This is a genomic window from Leptospira alstonii serovar Sichuan str. 79601 (assembly GCF_000347175.1).
Taxonomy (GTDB): domain Bacteria; phylum Spirochaetota; class Leptospiria; order Leptospirales; family Leptospiraceae; genus Leptospira; species Leptospira alstonii.
On the sequence record NZ_ANIK01000038.1, the window covers coordinates 1 to 21573 of the forward strand.

Genomic DNA, 21573 nt, shown 5'->3' on the forward strand with positions numbered 1-21573 from the left:
TTCCAAGAAAGATCCCTGAACTTTTGAGAACGTATGGAAAGTATCTTTCCGCGACAAAACGTTTGGGTAAAAAGGCCGGCCGAACCTTGTATCAGCCCAGTCCGGGAAAACAAAAGATGAAACGCGTGAATATCCGCCTTAGCACCGGGAGTTGGACTCTCTTTGGAGCTCTCGCACAGGCCCACGGCGTGTCCCGCTGTTATCTTTTCAATTATCTTCTGTGGTTGGAATCCGTGGGCGTCGGAGACTCTATCGTGGATACGATGAATGAGGGAGTTCCCACCTTTCACAGGTCTTACAGTTATATTCTCCACCTCGACCTAGTAGAAAACCAAGTGACCCGTAAACTACGCTGTCGACCTTTATCCCATTTTTACGCATTGGACTATCGAGACTGGTTCCCGACATAAAAAACGCGAGGTTTGATAACCCATCTCCATGGATTGCTCATCTCAGCTACGCTGAGAAACAAAGACTATGTAACTCCCTACGGGTCGTTCGGTTAGTGCTGGCTTTTGCTTGCCTCGCTCGACAGGGAGAAATATTGAGTTGGCGGAAAGCGCGGTCGGTCGCAATTTTTGCTATGGAATCGCGACCTGCTACGACGACTCAGGAAACTCAGCGGACGCCTCTCTATGGATTGGCGTCCAGGGAGTCGTTGCACATGAGTTTCTTATTCGTCCAAACTTTCTTAATATGGCCTTAGGAATTTCTGTACCTAAAGACGGGTCTGTACTAAAATTCGCAGTGCACGAATAGGCAACGTTTAATAAGATTTTAGAACGCTCTCCCATCTGAATGTGTTTAAGGAAAAATATAAATGAATCCTAATATACCGAAACTCCATAAGATTTTAAAGGACTTTCAAGAAAATGTCTTAGATCCATACAACGTTCAAATTGAAAACCTGATTTTAGAAAAGGAAAGTTCGGAATACGGAGCTTGCAACTTTGAACTGAAAAATCGGAAAATCATATTCCGCGTAGCAAAAATCACTCCGACCAAAGTCGGACAATTTGTTACGCTTTGGAAACGAGACGATGAAGGACCGATTCGACCGTTCGATATGCAAGACGCGGCGGATTCTTTTATCATCGTCGTCTATGATCAAAATCGCTCCGGACAATTCATCTTTTCAAAAGACGTCCTGTTAAAAAAAGGAATCTTAACGGGTGACAAAGAAGGGAAACGCGGATTTAGAGTTTATCCGTCTTGGGACCTTCCTCCCAATCCTCAGGCCGAAAAAACTCAGAGTTGGCAGTCGGAATATTTTTTGGAAAATTCCAAAAACAAACGCACGGATACGAACCGAGCGAAAAAAATTTTGAATTTATGAGTTAGTTTGTGCCGGATTCGGATGCAGATCACGGAAAGGCCGACAAACTACGTTTCGCTCGTCTTAGACAGAGTTGCAAATCAATGTTTTATAGTAATCAACGGTTAGGCGGCTTTGCCGCAGAGATCCTCGGTTTCTTGCATTTTGATCGGATAAGATAATTTCAAACTTTCAAAAAATCTAATATTTCCCGGAACTCATCCCGGCGCGGAGAACCTTCTTGTCGAACTTGCCCACGCTCGTTTTTGGAATCGCTTCGATCAGCCGAATGTCTTCGCTATGAGGCAATTGCCAATTCGCGAAATTTTCCCTGAGAATTTCAAGAATCGATTTTTTATCCACCTTCTCGCTTTCTTTCGCGACGACAAAAACGACAGGAACCTCTCCTCGAACCTCGTCCGGTTTGGCGACAACGGCCGCTTCTAAAACACCGGGAGCCTTCAACACATAACCTTCCATCTCTACGCTGGAGATCCATTCCCCTCTCGTCTTGATCAGATCTTTTTTGCGATCCGTGATTTGGATATAACCGTGTTTGTCGATCGTGATCACGTCTCCGGTACGAAACCAACCGTCTTCCGTGAACGATTCCCGGCTCGGGTTTCCGTAATAAGAAGCGGTGATCCAAGGTCCTCTTACGATCAATTCACCCGGAGTTTTTCCGTCTTTAGGAATGTCCTTTCCTTGATCGTCGATTCCCCTAAGTTCCACTCCCGCGACCGCCGGACCTTGTTTGGCGAGAAGTTGCATTTTTTCTAATATTTGCCAATCGTTCATCGTGGTTCTAAGTCTACACACCGTTCCGACCGGAGACAACTCCGTCATTCCCCATGCGTGGAGGATATGAATTCCGAAATCATTCTTGAATCCTTCGATCATGGATTGCGGAGCGGCCGAACCTCCGACCACCATCGTATGCAATCGGCTCAGATCGTAAGAATTCTTTTTGAGATGTTGATAAAGCAGGTTCCAGATCGTGGGAACTCCCGCCGCGATCGTCACCTTTTCCTGTTCCAATAAGGAGGCAAGTCCGTGACCCAAAAGATGTTTACCCGGAAACACAAGAACCGCGCCGGTCATCACACAGGCGAAAGGAATTCCCCAAGCGTTTGCGTGAAACATAGGAACCACGGGAAGTACCCTCTCCTTTTCGCAAATACCCAGACTGTCCGACATGCAGATCGACATACTATGAAGATAAATAGAACGATGACTGTAAACGACTCCTTTCGGATTCCCGGTCGTTCCCGAAGTATAACACATTCCGGCGGCCAGGTTCTCATCTAACTCCGGTAAGGTGATATCCGAGTTACCGTTTTTGATGAACGATTCGTAATCCACCGAGTCCGGAAGAGGCGCGGCCTCCGCCGTTTCGAGATCGTCCATGACGACGAACTTAGGTTTCTTTTTAAACTGGGGAAGTAAATCCAGAAGAACCTTGCTCAAACTCTTATCCACAAAAATCACCGAATCTTCCGCGTCGTTGACTATAAACACAAGTTGTTCCGGAAATAGTCGAACGTTCAACGTGTGAAGAACGGCGCCCATCGAAGGAGCCGCAAAGTAAACTTCGAGGTGACGATAATGATTCATTCCGAACGTAGCGACTCGATCGCCCGGACGGATTCCTAATTTTTGCAAGGAATCGATCAGCTTGTATACCCGAGATGAAAATTCTCCGTATGTATAACGATGTACGGATTCGTCGTTCATCTTCGTAACGATCTCTTTTTCAGGATGAACGTCGGAAGCTCTGCGTAAGATAGCGGGAACGGTCAGTTGATAGTTCATCATCGTGGATTTCATAAAGATTCTCCCTGGGCTCAAAGCCGATCGGATTAGGAACGGAATTTTAGAAATCCCTAAAAGTCCGTCAATAAAAGTTCGATTCAAAATCTACGATTCTTCGTTTGGAATCGTTCCCTTGGAAACGAAAGACGATCGAAAAATAACCGTTTGACAGACGAGTTTTCCGTTATTTTTTTTGGACTTGATTTTTCATAAATCGAAAGGAAACTAAACCCGTGAATATAATTCCCAAAACGACGATTGCTGAAATTCAAAATATGCAGTTGAATGAACAGATAGAAGCGCTTTCTTCAATTTGGGATCAGATTGCGTTCAAAAATCTCGGATTTGACGTTTCGAAGGAAGACAAACGGTTGTTGGATGAGCGCGTTCTTCATGAAGAAGATGTGCCCGGTAAACCTTGGGAGGATTTAAAAAAATCGCTTCTTAAAAAACAAAAGTGAAACTTCTTCCTATTCGGATCAAACCGGCCGCCGAGCAAGACGTGATTCAGGCGGTAGATTACTACAATCGCAAAAAAGAAAATCTAGGTTTTGAATTCGTTTTAGAAATTGATTCCATTCTTGATAGAGCCAGTCGTTTTCCCGAAATAGGTCCGTATGTTTACAAGGATTTTAGACAACTGTTGACTCGTCGTTTTCCCTTCAGAATCTTTTACAAAACCTCAAAACATCATATCGACGTATATGCGGTTTTACATCAAAGCCGTGAATTTAGAAAACTACTTCAATCACCTTCTTAAAAAACGAAGAACATCGATTTACTGAAATCGATTTTTACAATCAAAAGAATCGTTCCCTTGGAAACGAAAGACGATCGAAAAATAACCGTTTGACAGAAGGGTTTTCCGGTTTGGAATGGAATCGGAGCGTACGTTTGGATTCAAAAGAACCTACTAAAAAAAAATCGGGTTGGTTGCTTTATATAGCGGCCGGAATTCTCTTATTTTCAGCTCTCATTTTCTTGATCGGCAAATTCAATCGAACCGGGTTGGAAGAAAAAATCGCCGCGGGCAAACCGATTTATTTTCTCTTTCACGCGGTCGGAGATTCGGAGGAATACGAGTTCGGACTTTTAGCGGCTCTCTTTCCGTCTAACAATCGTTGTGCGTTATACTTTATTCATCCGATCACCTCTTTTGACGATCCGGACGACTCTTTGGATCTTCTCAAATCGGGCGCAAAGTCTTCGGTCAAAAGCGCCGTTACCGATTTGATCGACGTCAAACCGCATTATACGATTTCTCTTTCCGCTTCCAATTGGATTCGTATCGTGGATCTTCTCGGGGGCTTAAGAGTTTATACGGACAACAAGACCGTCCGTAATTCTTCGCAGTACAATCGAGAACCCGGCGTTTATACGATGTCCGGTTTGGACGTTTACGACTACACGAGTAAGATGGACAAAAAGGAAACTTTGGACTACTTGGAAAGAATCAGTCGTCAAGAGAGTGCGGTTCTTACTCTTTACGAAACTCTTTTTCAAAGAAAAGAGTTTTTAACGACTCCTCTTCTCGTCTTCGCACACGGTTTAATCGAATCGGATCTTTCCAAGGAAGATTTCATCAGCCTCGTACAGTTTATCAATTCCAGAAGAATTCAGTTCGGAATTTCGGAACTTCCGGGCGAACCCGCAAACGATCCGAAGACGAAAAAACTCTATCTCAAAACCGATATAGCAAGAGCGAGAGTCGCTTTTCGTAAATTCTCCAAGGATATGAACGCGGACGTTTTTACGGACGCCGAGTTTGCCAGGACGGAAGTTCTAAACGGAACCGAAGTGGCCGGTCTTGCAAAGGACGTTCGCGGAATTCTTTCCGATAAAAGAATCAAGGTGCTCGCGGCGGACAACGCTTGGAAAAAAGGATTTCCGAAAACCGTGGTGATCGATCGTTCCGGTAACACCGCGATCATGGATCGTATATCAACCGTATTAGAAAAAGCTGAAGTACATCACGTATTGAGAAAGGACTTGGGCTTGGACGCGACCGTCGTCGTAGGCTCCGATTACGAACCGAGAAAATAAAATTATGAGCCCCGTCCCCCGACAAAACCCGACTACCGAAGAAATTCTACGCACCATCCGAGATATTATGGTGGATAAAAAATGCGAAGAAGTCAGCATCTTAAACCTCGAAGGCGTCAACAGTTATCTGAGTTACTTCGTCATCTGCACCGTCAACTCCGCGGTTCAAGCGAACGCCGTCGCTAGAGAAGTCAGAAAAACATTAAAAGAATATAAACTCTCTCACAAAGAGGCGGATAAAACGGGAACGTCGGCTACTTCCGGTTGGACTCTTTTGGATTTCGGAGAAATCATCATTCATATCATGACTCCCGAAAAAAGAGAATATTATAATTTAGACAGACTCTGGCGTGACGCAAAGAGAATCGAACTCTAAAGGAGACGCCGTTCCATTCGGAGAGCGGTCTATCAAAAATGATTTTTAACTCGGCGGTTTTTATTTACTTTTTTCTCGTCGTCTTGGTCGTTTGTTATTTTTTTGCCGCAAAAAAAACCTCCAGAAACATCCAAAATATCTTTCTGCTGATCGTATCCTACGTCTTTTACGGATGGTGGGACTGGATCTTTTTGACTCTGATTATTTCCGTTACCGTTTCCAATTTTTACATCGCGCTTCTTATCGAACAAAAAGAATCCCCCAAGATCCGAGGTCGACTTCTCCTTTTGGCGATAATCATCGACGTGGGGATACTCGGTTTTTTCAAATATTATAATTTCTTTATAGAGAATCTGAACGCCGCCGTAAAAACTTCGGCCGGACTTTTCGGGTCGGAGGACCCGACCCTTTTTCAGGACGCCACGTTTCTTCAGGTAATTCTTCCCGTGGGGATCAGCTTTTTTACGTTCCAAACTCTTTCCTACGTGATCGACGTGTATTACCGCAAACTCAAAGCGGAAACGAATCTGATCGACTTTTCGCTTTTCGTCTGTTTTTTTCCTCAGTTGGTCGCGGGGCCGATCGAAAGGGCGGAGGATCTGCTTCCTCAAATCAAAAAAGACAGAAAGATCGATCTCGATCTTTTTTACAAAGGTTGTCTTCTGCTTCTCGTGGGTTATTACATGAAAACCTACGTCGCGGACAATCTGGCCGAACTCGTCAATCTTGTGTTCCTGGACAGTTCGTTGATATATAAAACAAATCCGGATCTCGCGGGCGGGCATTCCGCGGTTCATACGCTCCTCGCTTTTTTGGCGTTTCTATTTCAGATTTATTGCGACTTTGCGGGATATTCATACATCGCCAGAGGTTCCGCGTTTCTTCTCGGATTCAATCTCAGCGAGAATTTTATCACTCCCGAGTTCAGCGTAAATTTTAGGGAACTCTTCCGAAGATGGCACGTTACGCTCAATCGATGGTTTACGGATTACGTCTACATTCCGTTAGGCGGAAGTAAGGTAAGTAAACTTTATAATTTTAGAAACCTGTTCGTCATTTTCGGTCTTTCCGGAATCTGGCACGGAGCGAGCTGGAACTTTGCGTTTTGGGGACTTTGTTGCGGGCTTTATATCGTTCTTTATATGATTTTTCGGGAACCGTTCGAAAAACTCAAGTTTGCGGCCAAAACCAAATTTCCTTTTTTAAACCATTCTTTCTTCACGAAGGGATTTTTCTTTTGGTCCTGCTTTTTTACGTTTTTCATGTTCTCCATGACGTCGATCTTCTTTAGAAGTTACGATATAACTCATGTGAAAGTTCTATTCTTAAGTATTTTGGAAAACTTTTTCACACTCAAAGGTCCGAACGACCGGATCAGCGCGTCCAACTACTTTACGGAAATCTTAAAGATCGCGGGACCGCTTATCGTCTGGGATTATTTTCATTATAAGAATAATTCGGCTTTCTTTATATTCGAAAAACCTATAGTAGTTCGAATCCTCACGTATATCTTTTTCTTTTACTGCATAGTTCTGAAAGGTGTGTTCGGCAAAAATGTCATTTACTTCGCTTTTTAAGAATAAAGTCGTTTTGATCGTTATCGGAATCGTCGTATCGATCGAAGTCGTAGCCAAATTTACGGAGATTTATTTTTACGAAAACACGGAGGTTTTTTTAGTCAATAACGTCCGTAAAAAAATGGAATCCGGAGTTCTGGACTACAAAGGACTCGTATTCGGAGATTCCAGGAGTATGTCCTTAATTCCCGCCGAAAAATCCAAAATTTACAACTTCAGCCTTCCGGCGATGGGCGCGAGGTATTACGCACATTATCTTTCTAAGTATCTCAAAGCGGGAAATAAAAAGCCGGAATTTATCCTGTTCGCTTCCAGTCCGGGATTGATCTCGGGAGGTTACGGAGACCCGATCATAGATCCGGGCCTCATCAAATACGTTAAACCGAATATGAGTCTTTCTGAATATTTGGAGAATCGTTTCGTTTCCGGACTGACGTATAAGAATTTTATTATGGAAGGGGAGCCTGCGAACATGCAAAAAACGGCTTCCGAGATCAACTGGAAGTTTTTCTCTCATAGGATTCTTCACTTGTTTTCCGTGGGAGAAATGTTCGAACAATACAAAGGCCCCGAACTTCTTTACGTAATTTCGGCGTCGATTCCGAACCTATTCTCCACGTATCGATATCGTAAAGCCCTTTTAAACGTGTTTTCTTACGAGAATTACAAACCCGCCGAGACTACGATGAAACTCGATTGCGGATGCGAAGAACTTTATACTCCTCCGTGTATGCCTCCCGAAAGTAATTTTAGGGACAATCGATGGATTTCGGAAAAGTTAAACTTTCAAAACGGGGGATTGAACATCTCCGATCGAATCAAACCGCAACATGCGATTCTTTACCGGATGAGTCAGGACAAACTCAAGGAGGAAACTCTTTCTCCCTACGGGAAGGAGCCTAACTTCGATTTTAGGGCGTTTGAGGATTTTCTTATATACGCTCGAACCCAAAACATAGAAGTTTATTATATCGTAATGCCTTTTCCGGATTATATCGAACCGACGGGATACTTTTCCAAGTTTTGGAATGCGTTCGAGTCGCTCCAAACAAAATACCCGCATCTCAAGGTTTTACGGTTCGAAAAACAGTTTATAAAACCTGAATATTATTCGGACCAGATTCATCTCAATTGTCAAGGCGCAAAAGTCGTCAACGAAATGTTTCACAAACTCGGATATTAATCGATCCATAGAGAACGAGATTCCTCCTTTTTACTTCAGGCAACGAACTCCCGCGTAATTGCTGAGATGATCCCACCGAATTTCCCCCTTAAAAACGTCCAGATTATAAGCCCCGTTTTCACCGACTGAAATGGTAGAAGACCAATACCGTTTGTCCGCGTCGTTTGACGTCCAGGATTCGGTTTCTCCGCTTTCGTAAGAATCCTCCAATTCTTCGATCGTAGGGAGGCGAAGGTCTCTGGAACTACAAATTTGGCTCGCTTGATACCAGTTATAACTTCCGTCGGCGGGCTCCCAAAAAATTTCTTTTTGAGAGGATTGCCTTTTGATTTTTTTCCTTTCCGGGTTCGATTTTTGAATATTCGAAGATTGGAATATATTTGTTTTTGCATCCGTTGGGCGATTGGTTGTGTCTTGAAAATGAATGTTGAAGAGTTTTTTAAATTCCCGATTCGGATTCGGGAATCGAACGCTGTTGTCCAGGATTTCCTTGAGTTTGGATTTTGCGGAACCCCAAAAAAGTCCGGTTCTACTTTCCCAATCGGCTCCGAGTTGATGGCTATTGACGATTTGAGTCGGATTTTTCGTTTCCAAACCTTCGTGTAAAAGCGAGTCCAATTGTTCCTGAAGGGAAACCGGAACCTTGAGCTTTTGATTCACTCGTTTGATTTCTTTTTTGATTCTTTCGATTTGAAGAAGACCGGCAAACTCCGATTTGGCGAGAGTCACGATTCCTTCCCGAAAGGCTTCGTGAATTTTATCTTGGTGCGTTTCTTTTTCCTCCTCCGTATCGGCCAAAGCCTCCGCGGTAAATTCCTTTTCGATGAGAAAATAAAGGGTTTCCAAACGATTGGTCAAATGAGAACGTCCGGTTTTTTCCGCGGTTTCCGATTTTTTTTCGACGGTTTCTCGAAACGATTTGTAAGAGGTATCGTTCTTTTCGGAAAGTTCTTTCAGAAGATTTGCATACAGTTTGGAAGAAAGAGAAAAATCGAATTGAGAATAAGCCTGATCCGCTTCTTTTTCTTTTAATACAAATAAGGCCAGTTCGACCTTGTCCTTTCTCTCTTGAATACTTTGTTGGATTTGAAGTTGCCTGTGTTTTTCCGGAACCTTCGCGGAATATTCTTTTCCGAGAGAGACGTAGTCGATCAGACGTTTTTCCAAATCTCCGGGGTTCGATTGTTTCGACTCGAAAAGATTACGATCCAACTCGTTTATCTTTTCCTTATATTCCAAACTGTAATTATTCGTGATGCTCGTTTGGATTTCGCGGATGAACGGTTCGAGTTTTTTCAAAGACTCCCGCGAAAGACGGTCGTTAAAGGCGCTTAGGATTCGGTCGTAGATTTCCGTGGATTCCGCGTAATCTCCGGAAAGACGGTACTTGGCGGCTTGATCCAGTTCTTCCCCGATTTCTTCCAAAATTCCCGCCAAAATTTTATCCGAGGTTTTAAATTCCATGGAGTTTAGATTGGTTCCGGGAACGGGTTTGATTTTTAAGAATGCTACGCTTAGGTTTCCGTTTGTGGACGCGGGAACTTGATGCGGATCCAGGTTGTATTGAAGGTCTAAAAGTTTTTTACCGGATTCTCCCGCATAGTAGTCCAAAAGAAATTCCGGAAACTCCATTTGAAACGTGGACTTGATGGAGTAGTTTAGAGTTTTTGAATCTCTCGTTTGATTTCTAAGAGAGACGTAGACGAGTCCATTTTTGGAAGAGATCGTTCCGGAAATCACTTCGTTTGCGTCGATCGCGTCCGCGATCTGTTTGATGCAGATTTCATCCGAACAATCCAGCTTCTGAAGAGCTTCCACTTGTTTGTAAAGGATCGCCAGAGACTCGTCGTCTACGATCGTATGTTTTCCCTCGAAGTTTCTGAGGATGGAGTTGATGATTCCGTTTCGAAACCGATTTTCCAAACCCGCGTTTAGGTTTCCCTCCACCGTCAGTTTGTGGATATAAATTTTAGAATGTTTTGCCTGTGCAAAAACTCCGAACGGAATCCAGAGAAAAAAAAATAGAAACAAAAAGAATCTGACGTACATCAAGATGATCCTAACGTAAAGTATATCTCAAAATCGTCGTATTGTCTGCAAACGACGTTTAAAGGTTAATCCGTCTTTGAGATAATCGCAATCATAACAAGACCTCGAACGAAGCAAAAGTAAACAATTATTTGGAAATTTGAAAATAGTATTTACAATCTTTCCAAGCGGAAACGTTTAGAATTTCGGAAATCGAAAACGAATGGATGAAGTTGTGAAAACCGACAATACGAAGCGGGTTTTTGGGATGAATTTTGAAAAATATCCTTTCTTGTTGTTCGTTCTAATCCTTCCGTTGGGAACCGTTTGCGCGGAATCCTTTTCTAATATCGCATTCTATAATCTTAAGGAAGAAAGACTCGTTCTTTCAGCTTCTCTGAAAGAATTTTCGCCAAGGGACGTTCTGATCCTGAATTTTACGGGTTCCCGATGCAAACCGTGTAAGGAACAAATTCCGGTTCTTTTGGATTTTGTAAAACAAACCAATATCTCCGCTGCGGGAAAACGGAAGGTTTTTCTTTGGGTCGTATTTGTGGGAGACGATTTTAAAACCGGAAAAGAATATTCAAATTTATTAAAATTGGAAAATGCCGCCGAAACGCTCGTCGATCCGCTGTCTTCGAGTTATACACAAGCGAAAATTTCCGGCTTGCCTACCGTTTTTGTTTTGAATTCCAACCGGGAAATTCTTTTTAAAACGGAAGGTTATAACGAGTCCGGAACCGCGGCATTGAAGAATTTTTTATTCTCTTTAGGAAAATAAGCCGCAAGATCCGAGTGATTCCGTAAATTCGTCTTCCATAAATCACATTCAAAAATCCTAAAATAAAAAACGATCCGTCTAAGTTTTACACATGAAAATCATCACTGCAATCATCAAGGACCTCGGGGACAATTTCCGAGTTCGGAGAATTCTTCCTTCCGTCGAGGTTCGTCACGTAGGCCCGTTCGTATTTGTAGATCATATGGGACCCGTTCCGATTCAAACCGGAAAGGAACTCACAGTTCGTTCTCATCCCCATATCGGACTTGCGACGATCACTTATCTCTATGACGGAATCGTTCTCCATAGGGACAGCATCGGATCGGAAACGCAGATTCGTCCTTACGAAGTAAACTGGATGACCGCAGGTTCCGGAATCGCGCACAGCGAACGTTCCCAATTCGATCCGCAATATTCTATCTTGGAAGGAATACAAACTTGGGTAGCCCTTCCTAAAGAATCGGAAGAAGTGGATCCGGAATTTTTTCATCTCGATCGAAATGACATTCCCGTGATCGCAGGAGACGGTTGGGAGTTACGACTTGCGGCCGGTGAATTTTTAGGCAAACGTTCTCCGGTAAAAGTATATTCCCCGCTTTTTTATGCGGACTTGGACGCACAACCCGGTGCCAAGGGAGAATGGAAAATTCCTTTCGATCAAGAATCCGCTTTGTATGTCGCGCGAGGAAGTTTGGAAGTTCAAGGTCAAAAGATTCTCGTAGGTCAGATGGCTGTGTTTCGTCCGGGAGAAAGGATTTCTTTTACTTCGGAAGAAGGAAGTCGCTCGATTCTTTTAGGAGGAGTTCCGTTTCCGGAACGTCGTCATCTTTGGTGGAATTTTGTTTCCACTTCCTTGGAAAGAATCGAAAGAGCCAAACTGGAATGGAAAGAAGAACGTTTTTCCGAAGTTCCGGGGGAAACGGAACGAATTCCTCTTCCGTAAACGTAAATTAGAAGATTGGGATTTACACCAGGGGGCTTCCGAAATTTTTGGTCTTAGAATGGAAATCCGCAACATAGCAATCATCGCCCACGTAGACCATGGGAAAACCACACTTCTGGACGGAATTCTCCGTCAAACCGGCGCCGTCACGGCCAAAGAGGACGGAGAAAGGATCATGGATTCCAACGACTTGGAAAAGGAAAAAGGAATCACGATCAAAGCAAAGAATACCGCAGTGATTTATAAAGGAACCAGAATCAACGTAGTAGACACCCCCGGTCACGCGGATTTCGGCGGGGAAGTGGAGCGGGTTCTTTCCACTGCGGATTCTTGTTTATTGCTCGTGGACGCTTTCGACGGGCCTATGCCTCAGACGCGTTTCGTATTGGGAAAGTCGCTCCAACTCGGACACAAGCCCATTCTGGTAATCAATAAAATCGATCGTCCGGGCGCAAGACCGGAGGCGGTCGTAGATATGGCTTTTGATCTTTTTTCCGATCTGGGAGCGACCGACGAACAACTCGACTTCCCGATCGTCTATGCATCCGCAAAACAAGGTTGGGCCGTACATAATTTGAGCGAATCTCCCGGCACAAACTTGGACCCTCTTTTAGACACCGTTCTCAAACACGTTCCGCCCGTTCAAGCGGACACGGAGGCCCCGCTTCAATTTCAAGTGACTTCCTTGGATTACAACGACTACGTAGGAAGAATTGCGGTCGGCAAAATCTACGCGGGAAAGATAGCGCTTGGGATGAACGTTATACAGCTTGCCGCTAAAAAAACGGATACGGCCGGAACTGCGGACACGGCTCTATTTCGCATAACAAAATTATACAACTTCGAAGGACTGAAACGTAACGAAGTCAACAACGCGGAAGCGGGAGATATCGTAGCGATCGCGGGACTTCCGGACGTATTTATCGGAGACACAATTTGCGAGCCCGGCAAACCGGCACCCAGACCGGCGATCGAAGTCGAAGAACCGACCGTTTCTATGTTCTTCATGGTAAACAATTCTCCGTTTGCGGGAAAAGAAGGAAAGTTCGTAACGACTCGAAATATCCGCGAACGTCTGGATCGGGAACTCGAAACCAACGTAGCGATGCGACTGGAAGAAACCGAGGACAAGGATCGTTTTAAGGTTCTTGGACGCGGAGAACTTCATTTATCCGTTCTCATTGAGACTATGAGAAGAGAAGGGTTCGAGATCCAAGTATCTCGTCCCGAAGTAATCTTAAAGTCAAACGAACAAGGTCAAAAACTCGAACCGTATGAGTATTTGGTAATGGACATCCCGGATCAGTTCACGGGTCAGATCATTGCGGAACTCAACCGTAGAAAGGGCGAACTTCAGTTGATGGACGCGCATCCGTCCGGAATGACCCGTGTGGAATTCGTAATTCCGACAAGAGGGATCATCGGGTTCAGGGGATTTTTCATTTCCGAGACCCGGGGAGAGGGTGTAATGTCTTCCCGTTTTCTTAGATTCGACGTTTACAAGGGTGAGATTCCGGGTCGGAAGAACGGCGCTTTGATTTCCATGGACTCCGGAGAATCTACGGCCTACGCTCTTTGGAAAATTCAGGAACGAGGGGAATTGGTCATCGGGCCGAACACTGCGGTTTATCCCGGAATGATCATCGGAATCCATTCTCGCGAGAACGATCTCGAAGTGAATCCGGTAAAGGAGAAGAAGCTGAGTAACGTGCGTTCTTCCGGCGCGGATGAGGCGATCCGTTTGGTTCCTCCTAGAAGATTTTCCTTGGAGCAAAACATAGAATTTTTAGACGACGACGAACTTTTGGAAGTAACTCCCTCAAGTTTACGTCTTCGTAAGAAGTTCCTCGACGCCAACATGCGTAAACGCAACAAGTAGGATCAATTCCAAGAGTCTTAGAAATTTTTCGAGATCTAAGACTCTTCGGAGATCGTTTTTTCCCTTCCTTCATTCATTTTCCATTTTATCATTCTTTAAAGTATTTTTAAGATTCCTTTTTTGATTCCGTCGACTTGAGTTTTTTGGGAGTAGATTTTTATAAATTCATCGTATCGGTACTAAAAAAATGGGAACCTTTTCAAACTTAGATCTGTCTTTTTAAAGCACATTCAAAAATTAAAATGTTATTTTTTTGTTTTTTAGACTTCATTTTGAAATTGTAATAAAGTCGATACGGATCTTTATGATTACGACTTATTATTTTATAAGAGCGAAAAAAATCGAAACGAAACGTGTTGCCACTTTGTCGATTCTCTTTTGTTTGGATATAACCTGGCTTATACGATTATTTTGTACGCTTATTGTTCGGACTTTCTCCACAATTTTAAAGACGAAGCCTGTAAAATAATAGAAACTCATGAATTATTTTGTTTATCAAAATGTTAAAAGTATTAGAATAAAACGAAATTTTACGGGATATCGAATGGAAAAAGTTCTAATTGGAGATCAAAAAAGCCATGAAAGCTTTCATTAAGGATCTTTGGTTTCATCGCGCTAACGAGATTCAATCTCTCAACGGTCTGAGGGCGTTCGCGATTATATTAGTTATTTTGAATCATTACGCCCTTGTTTGGAAAAAGGTCGATACGTTTCAATCGGATTCTCTTTTCTGGTCTGGAGTGGATTTATCCTTCGTTCTCAGCGGTTTTTTGATTTCAAAAGGGCTTCTGAGCGATTGGACACGCAACAACGGAACGATCGATTTTAAAAAATTCTATCTGAAACGAACGCTCAGGATTTTTCCGGCTTATTATTTTTTCATCACTTTCAGCTTGGTCGTTTCCAATTTCGCTCTCAAAATCGCGGAGGAGAAAGGGCTCGAAAAAGAGGCTTATGTGCTTTCTTTTAAACTTTCGGATGCCTGGGGAGATTTCGTATTTTTAGGAAATTATTTTCCGGGAATGAATATTCATACTTGGTCCCTGTCCATAGAAGAACAATTCTATTTGATCTTTCCTCTTTTTTGTAGCCTGCTTCTGTTTAAAACGGCTCCCAAATTCAGGCAACTTCTCCTATGGTGTTTGGTTTTGATTCCTACGATTGCCCGTGTAATCGTTTATACGACTACAACCGCGCCTTTGACTCCGGAATATTTCAATGAGATCTATTTTCCTTTTCACACTCGATTCGATTCCTTATTGATGGGGGTGATCGCGATGGATCTTTATATGGGCCATCAAACGTTGATAGATCGATTGAGAGCGGACAATCGATTGTATTATTTTCTTTTATTTTTGTTCTTTTCCTTCTTATCCGTATCGCACTGGGTCAATCTGAGTACGGACAGCTTTTTTACCCACACTTTCAAATACAATCTTCTGAATATAGGATTTGCGGGAATCCTGTTGCTCGCAGTGGTTCGTTCGGAAAGTATTTTGGGTCGTTTTCTAAGTCTGAAATTTTTTATTCCCGTGGCTAGGTTGAGTTTTACGATTTATCTCTGGCATTTGATTTTGATCGCGGTTTCCTTGTCGATATTAGGAATTCGAACGGAACCTAATTCCACCTTCGCACTTTTATTTCAGTTTATTTTCGTGTTGATTCTGATCTTTACACTTTCGATCCCTTTTTACATTTTGATCGAGTATCCGTTTCAACAATTGAGAACGAAAATTCTTCCTAAGAAAAGATCGAACGAGAATTTATTCCAAGTTCAATCGGAGTCTTCCGTTTGATTTTTAGGATAGGATGCACATTAGCAAGGTATTATATACATGCTGGATAACGACCGAAATTTCAGAGCGATATGAGATATGAATATGAAAATAGTTTCATCAAAATCATTTTTCGTTTTTCAAGAACATTCTAAAATTCGAATGGGTGTTCTTTTCCTTTTTTTCACATGGGTTGTTCTATGGTTTTTCTCACGATCCGTATCCGCGGAAACTAAAAGGCTCGTCTTTCCGGTAAAAACTCAGGAGGAAACCGCGCAGAGTTTCGAAAAAATTCCCGTCTATCAAAGTCGTTTCGGAAGGACCCGCCCCGTGGTCGCAGTTATCGGGGACAATTATATGACGGAACTTACCGATTATATAATTCCCTACGGGGTTCTGACTCGTTCCAAGTCTGCCGATGTATATGCGCTCGGAATTTCGGCGACTCCGATGGATCTTTATCCGGCTCTGAAGATGATTCCTCAAGAATCGATTTCTTCCTTTGATGAAAAATTTCCTATGGGTGCGGACTATGTGGTTGTTCCCGCCGTTCATCATTCGGAAAATCCGATCCTTTTAAAATGGTTAAACGGGCAAGCGCTCAAGGGCGCAACCGTAATCGGAGTCTGCGACGGAGTTTGGGTCGTCGCAAATGCGGGTTTGTTGAAAGGCAAACAAGCGACCGGTTTCTGGTATTCGTTGAACGATCTGGAAAAAAAATTCAAAGATACGAAGTGGATCCGAAACAGACGTTATGTGGTCGATCAAAAGATCGTAACTACTACCGCCGTAACCGCGTCGATTCCAGTTTCCTTGGCTTTGGTGGAAGCGATTGCGGATAAGGATCGAGCATTCAAAGTTGCAAGGGAATTGGGTGTGTCCGATTGGAGTCCGATTCACGATAGCAGCCGATTTCGCTTAACAATGGATTCGATTTATACGGTCGTTTTCAATACGATATTTTTCTGGACTCATGAAGAGATAGGAATACCGGTCTTTTCCGGTGTGGACGAGATCAAGCTGGCCTTGGTTGCGGATGCCTATTCGCGAACTTATCGCTCTCAGGCCTTTTCGGTCGCTTCCTCCGCGGAAACGATCAAAACTCTGAACGGATTGACTCTGATTCCGGATCGGATTTTCGATCAAGCCGGCGGTCCTTTGGATCGAATGTTGCCGGCGTTCGATTCCACACCCGCCGTGATCGTATTCGATCGCACTCTTGTGGAAATTAGCGAACTTTATGGACGTTCGACTGCGGCCTTTGTAGCTCTCCTATTAGAGTATCCGCGATTTTAAATTTAGAACTTATTAAAAAACCTTAAATGTAATGTGAGCCTGTTCTAGAAAACGTTATCTTTCGTTCTTTAATTTTTCGATCTCTCGGATGAGTTCATCCTTGCTTACGTTCGGATCGGATTTGAGTTTACGAATGAGCTCGTCCGCCGTGGCTCTTTTGTTTACGGCTTTTTTATCTACGTTTCCTTTTAGGATTACCGGATCACCGGCGGATACGGAAAGATTTTTTTTACCGTCGAACGGCTCCAAGACGGCGGACTGTTGAAAAACTTCCACAACCTTGCACGGAACTTGTTCCTGCCCCACGAAAAAAATCATCCCCGGCTTGAGCGGTTCCGTTTTTGAAAAAACGGATACGATTTGTCCCGTGTCGCCTTCGGTCCTCTCGTAAAAAACGACGCCCGCGATCTCGTTGTCGATCGTTACGTTTTTTTGATTCACGTTAGTCGAAATTCTTCCTTGAAACGAATCTCCGACCTTCGTAAACGTCATTTTCGAAAATTTTAAAGTCCTTCCGTCGGGGGAAATTTCTCCCAGAATACTTCCGCTTAAAGCCGCGTTACCGACTTCTCTCACTTTAGAAGCCACTCCCATTTCGCTGAGTTTCCAACGTTTAGGATCGGATTCCCTGGCTCCCATGTGAGGCTGGTGAAATTCTTGATAGAGAGATTCTTGTAAAAGGATTTCGTTTTCGCTGGTTACGATTCCTCCCGTTCTGATTTTCCATTCCTCCCTATTTTCGCTTGCGATAAAGCTGAGTCTCACGATGGTTTTTCTTTCGAAGGAAAGATCCCCGTTCGATTTCGGAAAGATGCTCAATACTTCTATTTTTATTTTGTCGTCTTTTGCCCATTGAGTCGTCTCGGAAGAAAGATAAAATCCGGCCAGATCCGGATTCGGAGGGATCGGTTTTCCTCTGAGGTTTCCGCCACAATCGATAAACGAAACACTATATAATAAAATAAGAATGTATTTGATCTTTGTTTTCATAAAAGTTATGAATGTAAGAATCCGATTTCTTTCGTAGAGGTGTAAAGTATCTTTTTAACGACTTTTTTCGAAGAGAATTGCCCATTTTACCGAAACTCATATTTCTCTTATTGAAATTTTTTGTAGGTAGGTAACGTTACTCAGAACTACATTAAACAGCGTCCGGAATTCTGCCTTTAAAACGGGGACTCGTTTCAAAATTCATGGTATTCTATTTATTATGATCAGTAGGATTACGGGAAGAATTTCGCTTCCTATGGGGCGCGAAAGATTGAACTCTATTTCGCTTCCTATGGGGCGCGAAAGATTGAACTCTATTTCGCTTCCTATGGGGCGCGAAAGATTGAACTCTATTTCGCTTCCTATGGGGCGCGAAAGATTGAACTCTATTTCGCTTCCTATGGGGCGCGAAATAGGAGGTGGAAAGACTCGGGAGACTTTTCTCCATTAAGAAATCATACTTTTTGCAAGTAAAAAGCTCCATTCTTGTCGGAACACTTGCATTTTATCTGGTCGAAACCTATTATGTGCTCGTTACGAAGGAAGAGATTTTCGCTGAAATGCCCCCTATGCTCTCAGACAAAAATTTACAAAATATTCTATTTTTTTAACTCCACGGGTTGACAGACATCATAGGAGGGGGATTAGAGGTCAGGCTTAAAATTTTTTCCGTTTTATCCATTACGGCATGGAAGAGAGATCCGGGTTTTACCGTTCGTTTAAAACGCAGGAGTTCCTACGTTACAGAAGGTTTCCTAACATAATTTGCGGGTATTTTACGGGGTAACATTGGTAACACAAAGGCTATTGGGAGTACCATCCGCTCCTCCCTTGTTATAAAACAACGATTGAGCCTCGACGAACTGAGTATCGATGATTAGAGCATTGTTCGAATTGTTCGGATCGGTCGTAGAAGTCCACAAACCCAGTGGTGGATTATTGGGAAAGAACGGAGGCAGGATTGGAAGTTGTGCATAGGTTATGATACTCAAAAGTTCGTTTGAATTGGGTAACCTCCAGTCGGATCTACCGCCAAGAACCAAACCGTTGCAGGCAACAAGAGCCGGCTGCCACATACTATTGAGGTTACCTCCAGACATACAATTGGGATCAGAGCGTCCGTTTAGACATTTCGTCCAGAGAAGGTTCGTATTCTGATCTGTAATCGTTTCATTTCCATTGTCTACAAAGGAAAAATTGGGAATGGTATTTCCGGAAACACATCGGAGATGGTTTCCCGCGGCATTTTTAGGAGTTACACTCAACTTTGCTAGTTGAAAATCCGTAACCCAAATGTTTGCAGGGACGTTAGCGTTGCTTGTGCTTGACACATAAGGATTGGCCGTGCTCGTATTTGGAAACTGAGTGGTTTCAATATAAGGAGGGGCATTGTTGGAAATATTGACCAAAGAAGCCAATTCTTTCAGGGTCGGGATCCTCCAATTTGTTTTCCCCGCATATCCATTTCCACCGTTTTGAATATTGAGAGCTGTACAAGTTCCGGCGCCGCCTCCAACTGCGGTGTCGTAAGATAAAACCGTAGCAGCTCCTCCCATACAGGTTGGCCCGCTTTGACCTTCCGCGCAACTTTTCCAAGTTAAACCTCGAACATTGTCTAAGGTGGTATAATCCGCAAGATAGGTTGCATGTTGCGTGGGGCCCGTAAAGGAACGGGGTCGAGGCGTATTCGAAAATTCTCCGTCTTGTCCGGTGCCATTGCATGCCAAGGGTATTCCTCCGGCATCCCAGCATTGGATTTGTCCGGAATCCATGACTGCGCCTAAATTATAGGTAGGGCCGGGCGATGTTGTCGTTGCGATTGGCGTTTGGGATTCCTCGACTTCACTTATATGGGGAGCCAAATAGTGCTGGAGCATTGCCAATGGAGGTTCGGGTTTGGAAGGTGGGTGAGCGATACACTTTGAAACCAGAAGGATCGAGAAAAATAAAAACGTGAATTTTCGATTCATGAAACCTCATCGCCAAAAGCCTTAAATCATCCCGGATAAAATCAATAAGGATGAACGCAGTTTGATTTTAACTGAGAGATTTTATAATACAATTCATATTATCGCATGATATTAATAAAATAAATTAGTGTTTATATTTAAAATATGAACTATTTAAAAAATCCTTACGTTACGATGAGAAGGCTTTATTAGAGCGATTCAGCAGGAATAGAATTGTTTCAAGGGGTTGGAACTCCGAAATCATAAAAGAAAATTTTAGTTTGAGGTACAAAGTAACATAAGCTCGACTTAGAAAAGATAGAGGCAATCGGATGGTTACTGCTGAATACTGCATAATAGTTGTCCGAAATTCTGCTTCTAAAAAGCGGATTTGTGCCAAAATTCATGATAATCTTAACCAAAATTTACTACTAATCTCTATAAAATTGAGTACCGTTAATTTTTATCGCAAAATACTGCTCCAATGCAAAATATTAGGTATTTTATTATGTAACTATGAGTAAGAACGGGCGACGATTCATGTTTTATAATTTTTGAATATTCAAAAATGGAAGTGTAATTTCACACCGCTTTCTTGAAATGTCGGATCCTGTTTCAAAAGGCGGATCACAAGATCTACTACAAGATCGGAATCGACTTTTCCCAAAGCAATGGCGGCTGCAATTTGGATTTCAGGTCCCTGGGTTGTCATTAGGTTTTCCAGGAATTTGCCGGACTGACGACGATCCTTGTAGGCGTACGCGGATAGTTCTTCGACGGCTTCTGCAGCGATTCTTCCGTACGTAAGCGCCGTTTTTTGAAAGGGTTCGATCACGGCTTCCGGGTCCGATGTCCTGGATTTCTTCCACAATTGTAAGAGCTGGAAGAACGCCTAACGTGGCGAGTTCATTGGCGCGCTCGCGTACCTCTGGTTCCTCTTTGGCTCTCGCGATCATTCTTTCCCCGACTTCGAAATCGGATAAGAGTTCTTCGAGCGATCCATGGAGATCTATCCTTTTAACTTTTGCGTCCACTCGCTCTAAACTCAGCGGAACGCTTTTCTCAGGTGCCATTGTTGATCTCACACTCAATCGCTTTCGTATGGGTTATATCGAACCTCGCGTTTTTTATGTCGGGAACCAGTCTCGATAGTCCAATGCGTAAAAATGGGACAAGGGTCGGCAGCGTAGTTTACGGGTCACTTGGTTTTCTACTAGGTCGAGGTGGAGAATATAACTGTAAGACCTGTGAAAGGTGGGAACTCCCTCATTCATCGTATCCACGATAGAGTCTCCGACTCCCACGGATTCCAACCACAGAAGATAATTGAAAAGATAACAGCGGGACACGCCGTGGGCCTGTGCGAGAGCTCCAAAGAGAGTCCAACTCCCGGTGCTAAGTCGGATATTCACGCGTTTCATCTTTTGTTTTCCCGGACTGGGCTGATACAAGGTTCGACCGGCCTTTTTACCCAAACGTTTTGTCGCGGAAAGATACTTTCCATACGTTCTCAAAAGTTCAGGGATCTTTCTTGGAAGCCCTTTCACATCTTTTTCGGAAAAACGAATCCACGTTTCTTCCGGAATCAAAAGAGTAACCGTTTCGGAACGATTTTCCCTAAGA

At 43.3% G+C, this 21573-nt stretch carries 19 protein-coding genes; 13 read left to right on the forward strand and 6 right to left on the reverse strand.

Annotated features, from left to right (window positions below; translation table 11 throughout):
• Both LEP1GSC194_RS09385 and LEP1GSC194_RS09390 read left to right on the forward strand, forming a co-directional pair.
• On the forward strand, positions 1–410 hold a 410-nt coding region (locus tag LEP1GSC194_RS09385), incomplete at its 5' end, for a DUF1564 domain-containing protein (RefSeq protein WP_036041943.1).
• Positions 411–820: 410 nt separating this feature from the next.
• A complete protein-coding gene (locus LEP1GSC194_RS09390; protein ID WP_020773385.1) occupies positions 821–1336 on the forward strand; it encodes a MepB family protein in 516 nt (171 codons plus the stop codon).
• Between the two features lie 180 nt (positions 1337–1516).
• Here LEP1GSC194_RS09390 and LEP1GSC194_RS09395 read toward each other — a convergent pair whose 3' ends face one another.
• Positions 1517–3142: a long-chain fatty acid--CoA ligase gene (locus tag LEP1GSC194_RS09395; RefSeq protein WP_020773389.1), complete on the reverse strand. Its 1626-nt coding sequence runs from the start codon at positions 3140–3142 to the stop codon at positions 1517–1519.
• Positions 3143–3360: 218 nt separating this feature from the next.
• Here LEP1GSC194_RS09395 and LEP1GSC194_RS09400 point away from each other — a divergent pair, with 218 nt between their 5' ends.
• The 6 genes from LEP1GSC194_RS09400 to LEP1GSC194_RS09425 all read left to right on the forward strand — a co-directional run bounded on the left by LEP1GSC194_RS09400 (position 3361) and on the right by LEP1GSC194_RS09425 (position 8306).
• On the forward strand, positions 3361–3588 hold the full coding sequence (locus LEP1GSC194_RS09400) for a hypothetical protein (protein ID WP_020773372.1): 228 nt from the start codon (positions 3361–3363) through the stop codon (positions 3586–3588).
• Positions 3585–3887, forward strand: a complete 303-nt coding sequence (locus LEP1GSC194_RS09405) for a type II toxin-antitoxin system RelE/ParE family toxin (RefSeq protein WP_020773379.1) — start codon at positions 3585–3587, stop codon at positions 3885–3887. The genes LEP1GSC194_RS09400 and LEP1GSC194_RS09405 overlap by 4 nt, the downstream gene beginning before the upstream one ends.
• Positions 3888–3976: 89 nt before the next feature.
• Entirely contained in the window at positions 3977–5170 is a 1194-nt protein-coding gene (locus LEP1GSC194_RS09410) for an LCP family protein (RefSeq protein ID WP_021064338.1), read from the forward strand.
• Between the two features lie 4 nt (positions 5171–5174).
• A complete protein-coding gene (gene rsfS / locus LEP1GSC194_RS09415) occupies positions 5175–5546 on the forward strand; it encodes a ribosome silencing factor (protein ID WP_036041946.1) in 372 nt (123 codons plus the stop codon).
• Positions 5547–5584: 38 nt separating this feature from the next.
• Entirely contained in the window at positions 5585–7123 is a 1539-nt protein-coding gene (locus tag LEP1GSC194_RS09420) for an MBOAT family O-acyltransferase (protein ID WP_020773384.1), read from the forward strand.
• Positions 7101–8306 carry a hypothetical protein gene (locus tag LEP1GSC194_RS09425; protein ID WP_020773376.1) on the forward strand — a complete coding sequence of 402 codons (1206 nt, stop codon included), beginning with the start codon at positions 7101–7103 and terminating at the stop codon, positions 8304–8306. The genes LEP1GSC194_RS09420 and LEP1GSC194_RS09425 overlap by 23 nt, the downstream gene beginning before the upstream one ends.
• Before the next feature lie 30 nt (positions 8307–8336).
• Here LEP1GSC194_RS09425 and LEP1GSC194_RS09430 read toward each other — a convergent pair whose 3' ends face one another.
• On the reverse strand, positions 8337–10355 hold the full coding sequence (locus LEP1GSC194_RS09430; protein WP_020773390.1) for a hypothetical protein: 2019 nt from the start codon (positions 10353–10355) through the stop codon (positions 8337–8339).
• Between the two features lie 202 nt (positions 10356–10557).
• Here LEP1GSC194_RS09430 and LEP1GSC194_RS09435 point away from each other — a divergent pair, with 202 nt between their 5' ends.
• The 5 genes from LEP1GSC194_RS09435 (at position 10558) to LEP1GSC194_RS09455 (ending at position 17011) form a co-directional block, all read left to right on the forward strand.
• The gene (locus LEP1GSC194_RS09435; protein ID WP_020773375.1) at positions 10558–11118 is read left to right on the forward strand and encodes a TlpA family protein disulfide reductase; all 561 of its coding nucleotides are present in this window, start codon (positions 10558–10560) and stop codon (positions 11116–11118) included.
• Positions 11119–11209: 91 nt separating this feature from the next.
• Positions 11210–12061 (forward strand): pirin family protein, encoded by an 852-nt coding sequence (locus LEP1GSC194_RS09440; protein ID WP_020773378.1) that lies wholly within the window; start codon positions 11210–11212, stop codon positions 12059–12061.
• Positions 12062–12119: 58 nt separating this feature from the next.
• On the forward strand, positions 12120–13940 hold the full coding sequence (gene typA, locus LEP1GSC194_RS09445; RefSeq protein ID WP_020773387.1) for a translational GTPase TypA: 1821 nt from the start codon (positions 12120–12122) through the stop codon (positions 13938–13940).
• Positions 13941–14518: 578 nt separating this feature from the next.
• Positions 14519–15736, forward strand: coding sequence for an acyltransferase family protein (locus tag LEP1GSC194_RS09450; RefSeq protein ID WP_036041956.1), 1218 nt, complete (start codon positions 14519–14521; stop codon positions 15734–15736).
• A gap of 84 nt (positions 15737–15820) precedes the next feature.
• Positions 15821–17011, forward strand: coding sequence for a DJ-1/PfpI family protein (locus tag LEP1GSC194_RS09455; RefSeq protein WP_036041949.1), 1191 nt, complete (start codon positions 15821–15823; stop codon positions 17009–17011).
• 54 nt (positions 17012–17065) lie between these two features.
• Here the strand turns inward: LEP1GSC194_RS09455 and LEP1GSC194_RS09460 are convergent, their stop codons facing one another.
• From LEP1GSC194_RS09460 to LEP1GSC194_RS09480, 4 genes are all read right to left on the reverse strand, one after another.
• Complete coding sequence (locus tag LEP1GSC194_RS09460; protein WP_020773386.1) at positions 17066–18001, reverse strand: LIC12353 family lipoprotein; 936 nt, start codon at positions 17999–18001, stop codon at positions 17066–17068.
• 776 nt (positions 18002–18777) lie between these two features.
• Complete coding sequence (locus LEP1GSC194_RS09465) at positions 18778–19971, reverse strand: Lcl C-terminal domain-containing protein (RefSeq protein WP_020773377.1); 1194 nt, start codon at positions 19969–19971, stop codon at positions 18778–18780.
• Positions 19972–20512: 541 nt separating this feature from the next.
• Positions 20513–20821, reverse strand: coding sequence for a HEAT repeat domain-containing protein (locus LEP1GSC194_RS09470; protein ID WP_017809287.1), 309 nt, complete (start codon positions 20819–20821; stop codon positions 20513–20515).
• Between the two features lie 256 nt (positions 20822–21077).
• Positions 21078–21573: DUF1564 domain-containing protein (locus LEP1GSC194_RS09480; protein WP_020773374.1), on the reverse strand; the 496-nt coding region annotated here is incomplete at its 5' end.

Excerpts from the sequence above, each read along its gene's own strand:
- LEP1GSC194_RS09390 (WP_020773385.1), top strand. The coding sequence starts at position 821 with ATGAATCCTAATATACCGAAACTCCATAAGATTTTAAAGGACTTTCAA.
- LEP1GSC194_RS09395 (WP_020773389.1), bottom strand. The coding sequence starts at position 3,142 with ATGAAATCCACGATGATGAACTATCAACTGACCGTTCCCGCTATCTTA.
- rsfS (WP_036041946.1), top strand. The coding sequence starts at position 5,175 with ATGAGCCCCGTCCCCCGACAAAACCCGACTACCGAAGAAATTCTACGC.
- LEP1GSC194_RS09420 (WP_020773384.1), top strand. The coding sequence starts at position 5,585 with ATGATTTTTAACTCGGCGGTTTTTATTTACTTTTTTCTCGTCGTCTTG.
- LEP1GSC194_RS09425 (WP_020773376.1), top strand. The coding sequence starts at position 7,101 with ATGTCATTTACTTCGCTTTTTAAGAATAAAGTCGTTTTGATCGTTATC.
- LEP1GSC194_RS09430 (WP_020773390.1), bottom strand. The coding sequence starts at position 10,355 with ATGTACGTCAGATTCTTTTTGTTTCTATTTTTTTTTCTCTGGATTCCG.
- LEP1GSC194_RS09435 (WP_020773375.1), top strand. The coding sequence starts at position 10,558 with ATGGATGAAGTTGTGAAAACCGACAATACGAAGCGGGTTTTTGGGATG.
- LEP1GSC194_RS09440 (WP_020773378.1), top strand. The coding sequence starts at position 11,210 with ATGAAAATCATCACTGCAATCATCAAGGACCTCGGGGACAATTTCCGA.
- typA (WP_020773387.1), top strand. The coding sequence starts at position 12,120 with ATGGAAATCCGCAACATAGCAATCATCGCCCACGTAGACCATGGGAAA.
- LEP1GSC194_RS09450 (WP_036041956.1), top strand. The coding sequence starts at position 14,519 with ATGAAAGCTTTCATTAAGGATCTTTGGTTTCATCGCGCTAACGAGATT.
- LEP1GSC194_RS09455 (WP_036041949.1), top strand. The coding sequence starts at position 15,821 with ATGAAAATAGTTTCATCAAAATCATTTTTCGTTTTTCAAGAACATTCT.
- LEP1GSC194_RS09460 (WP_020773386.1), bottom strand. The coding sequence starts at position 18,001 with ATGAAAACAAAGATCAAATACATTCTTATTTTATTATATAGTGTTTCG.
- LEP1GSC194_RS09465 (WP_020773377.1), bottom strand. The coding sequence starts at position 19,971 with ATGAATCGAAAATTCACGTTTTTATTTTTCTCGATCCTTCTGGTTTCA.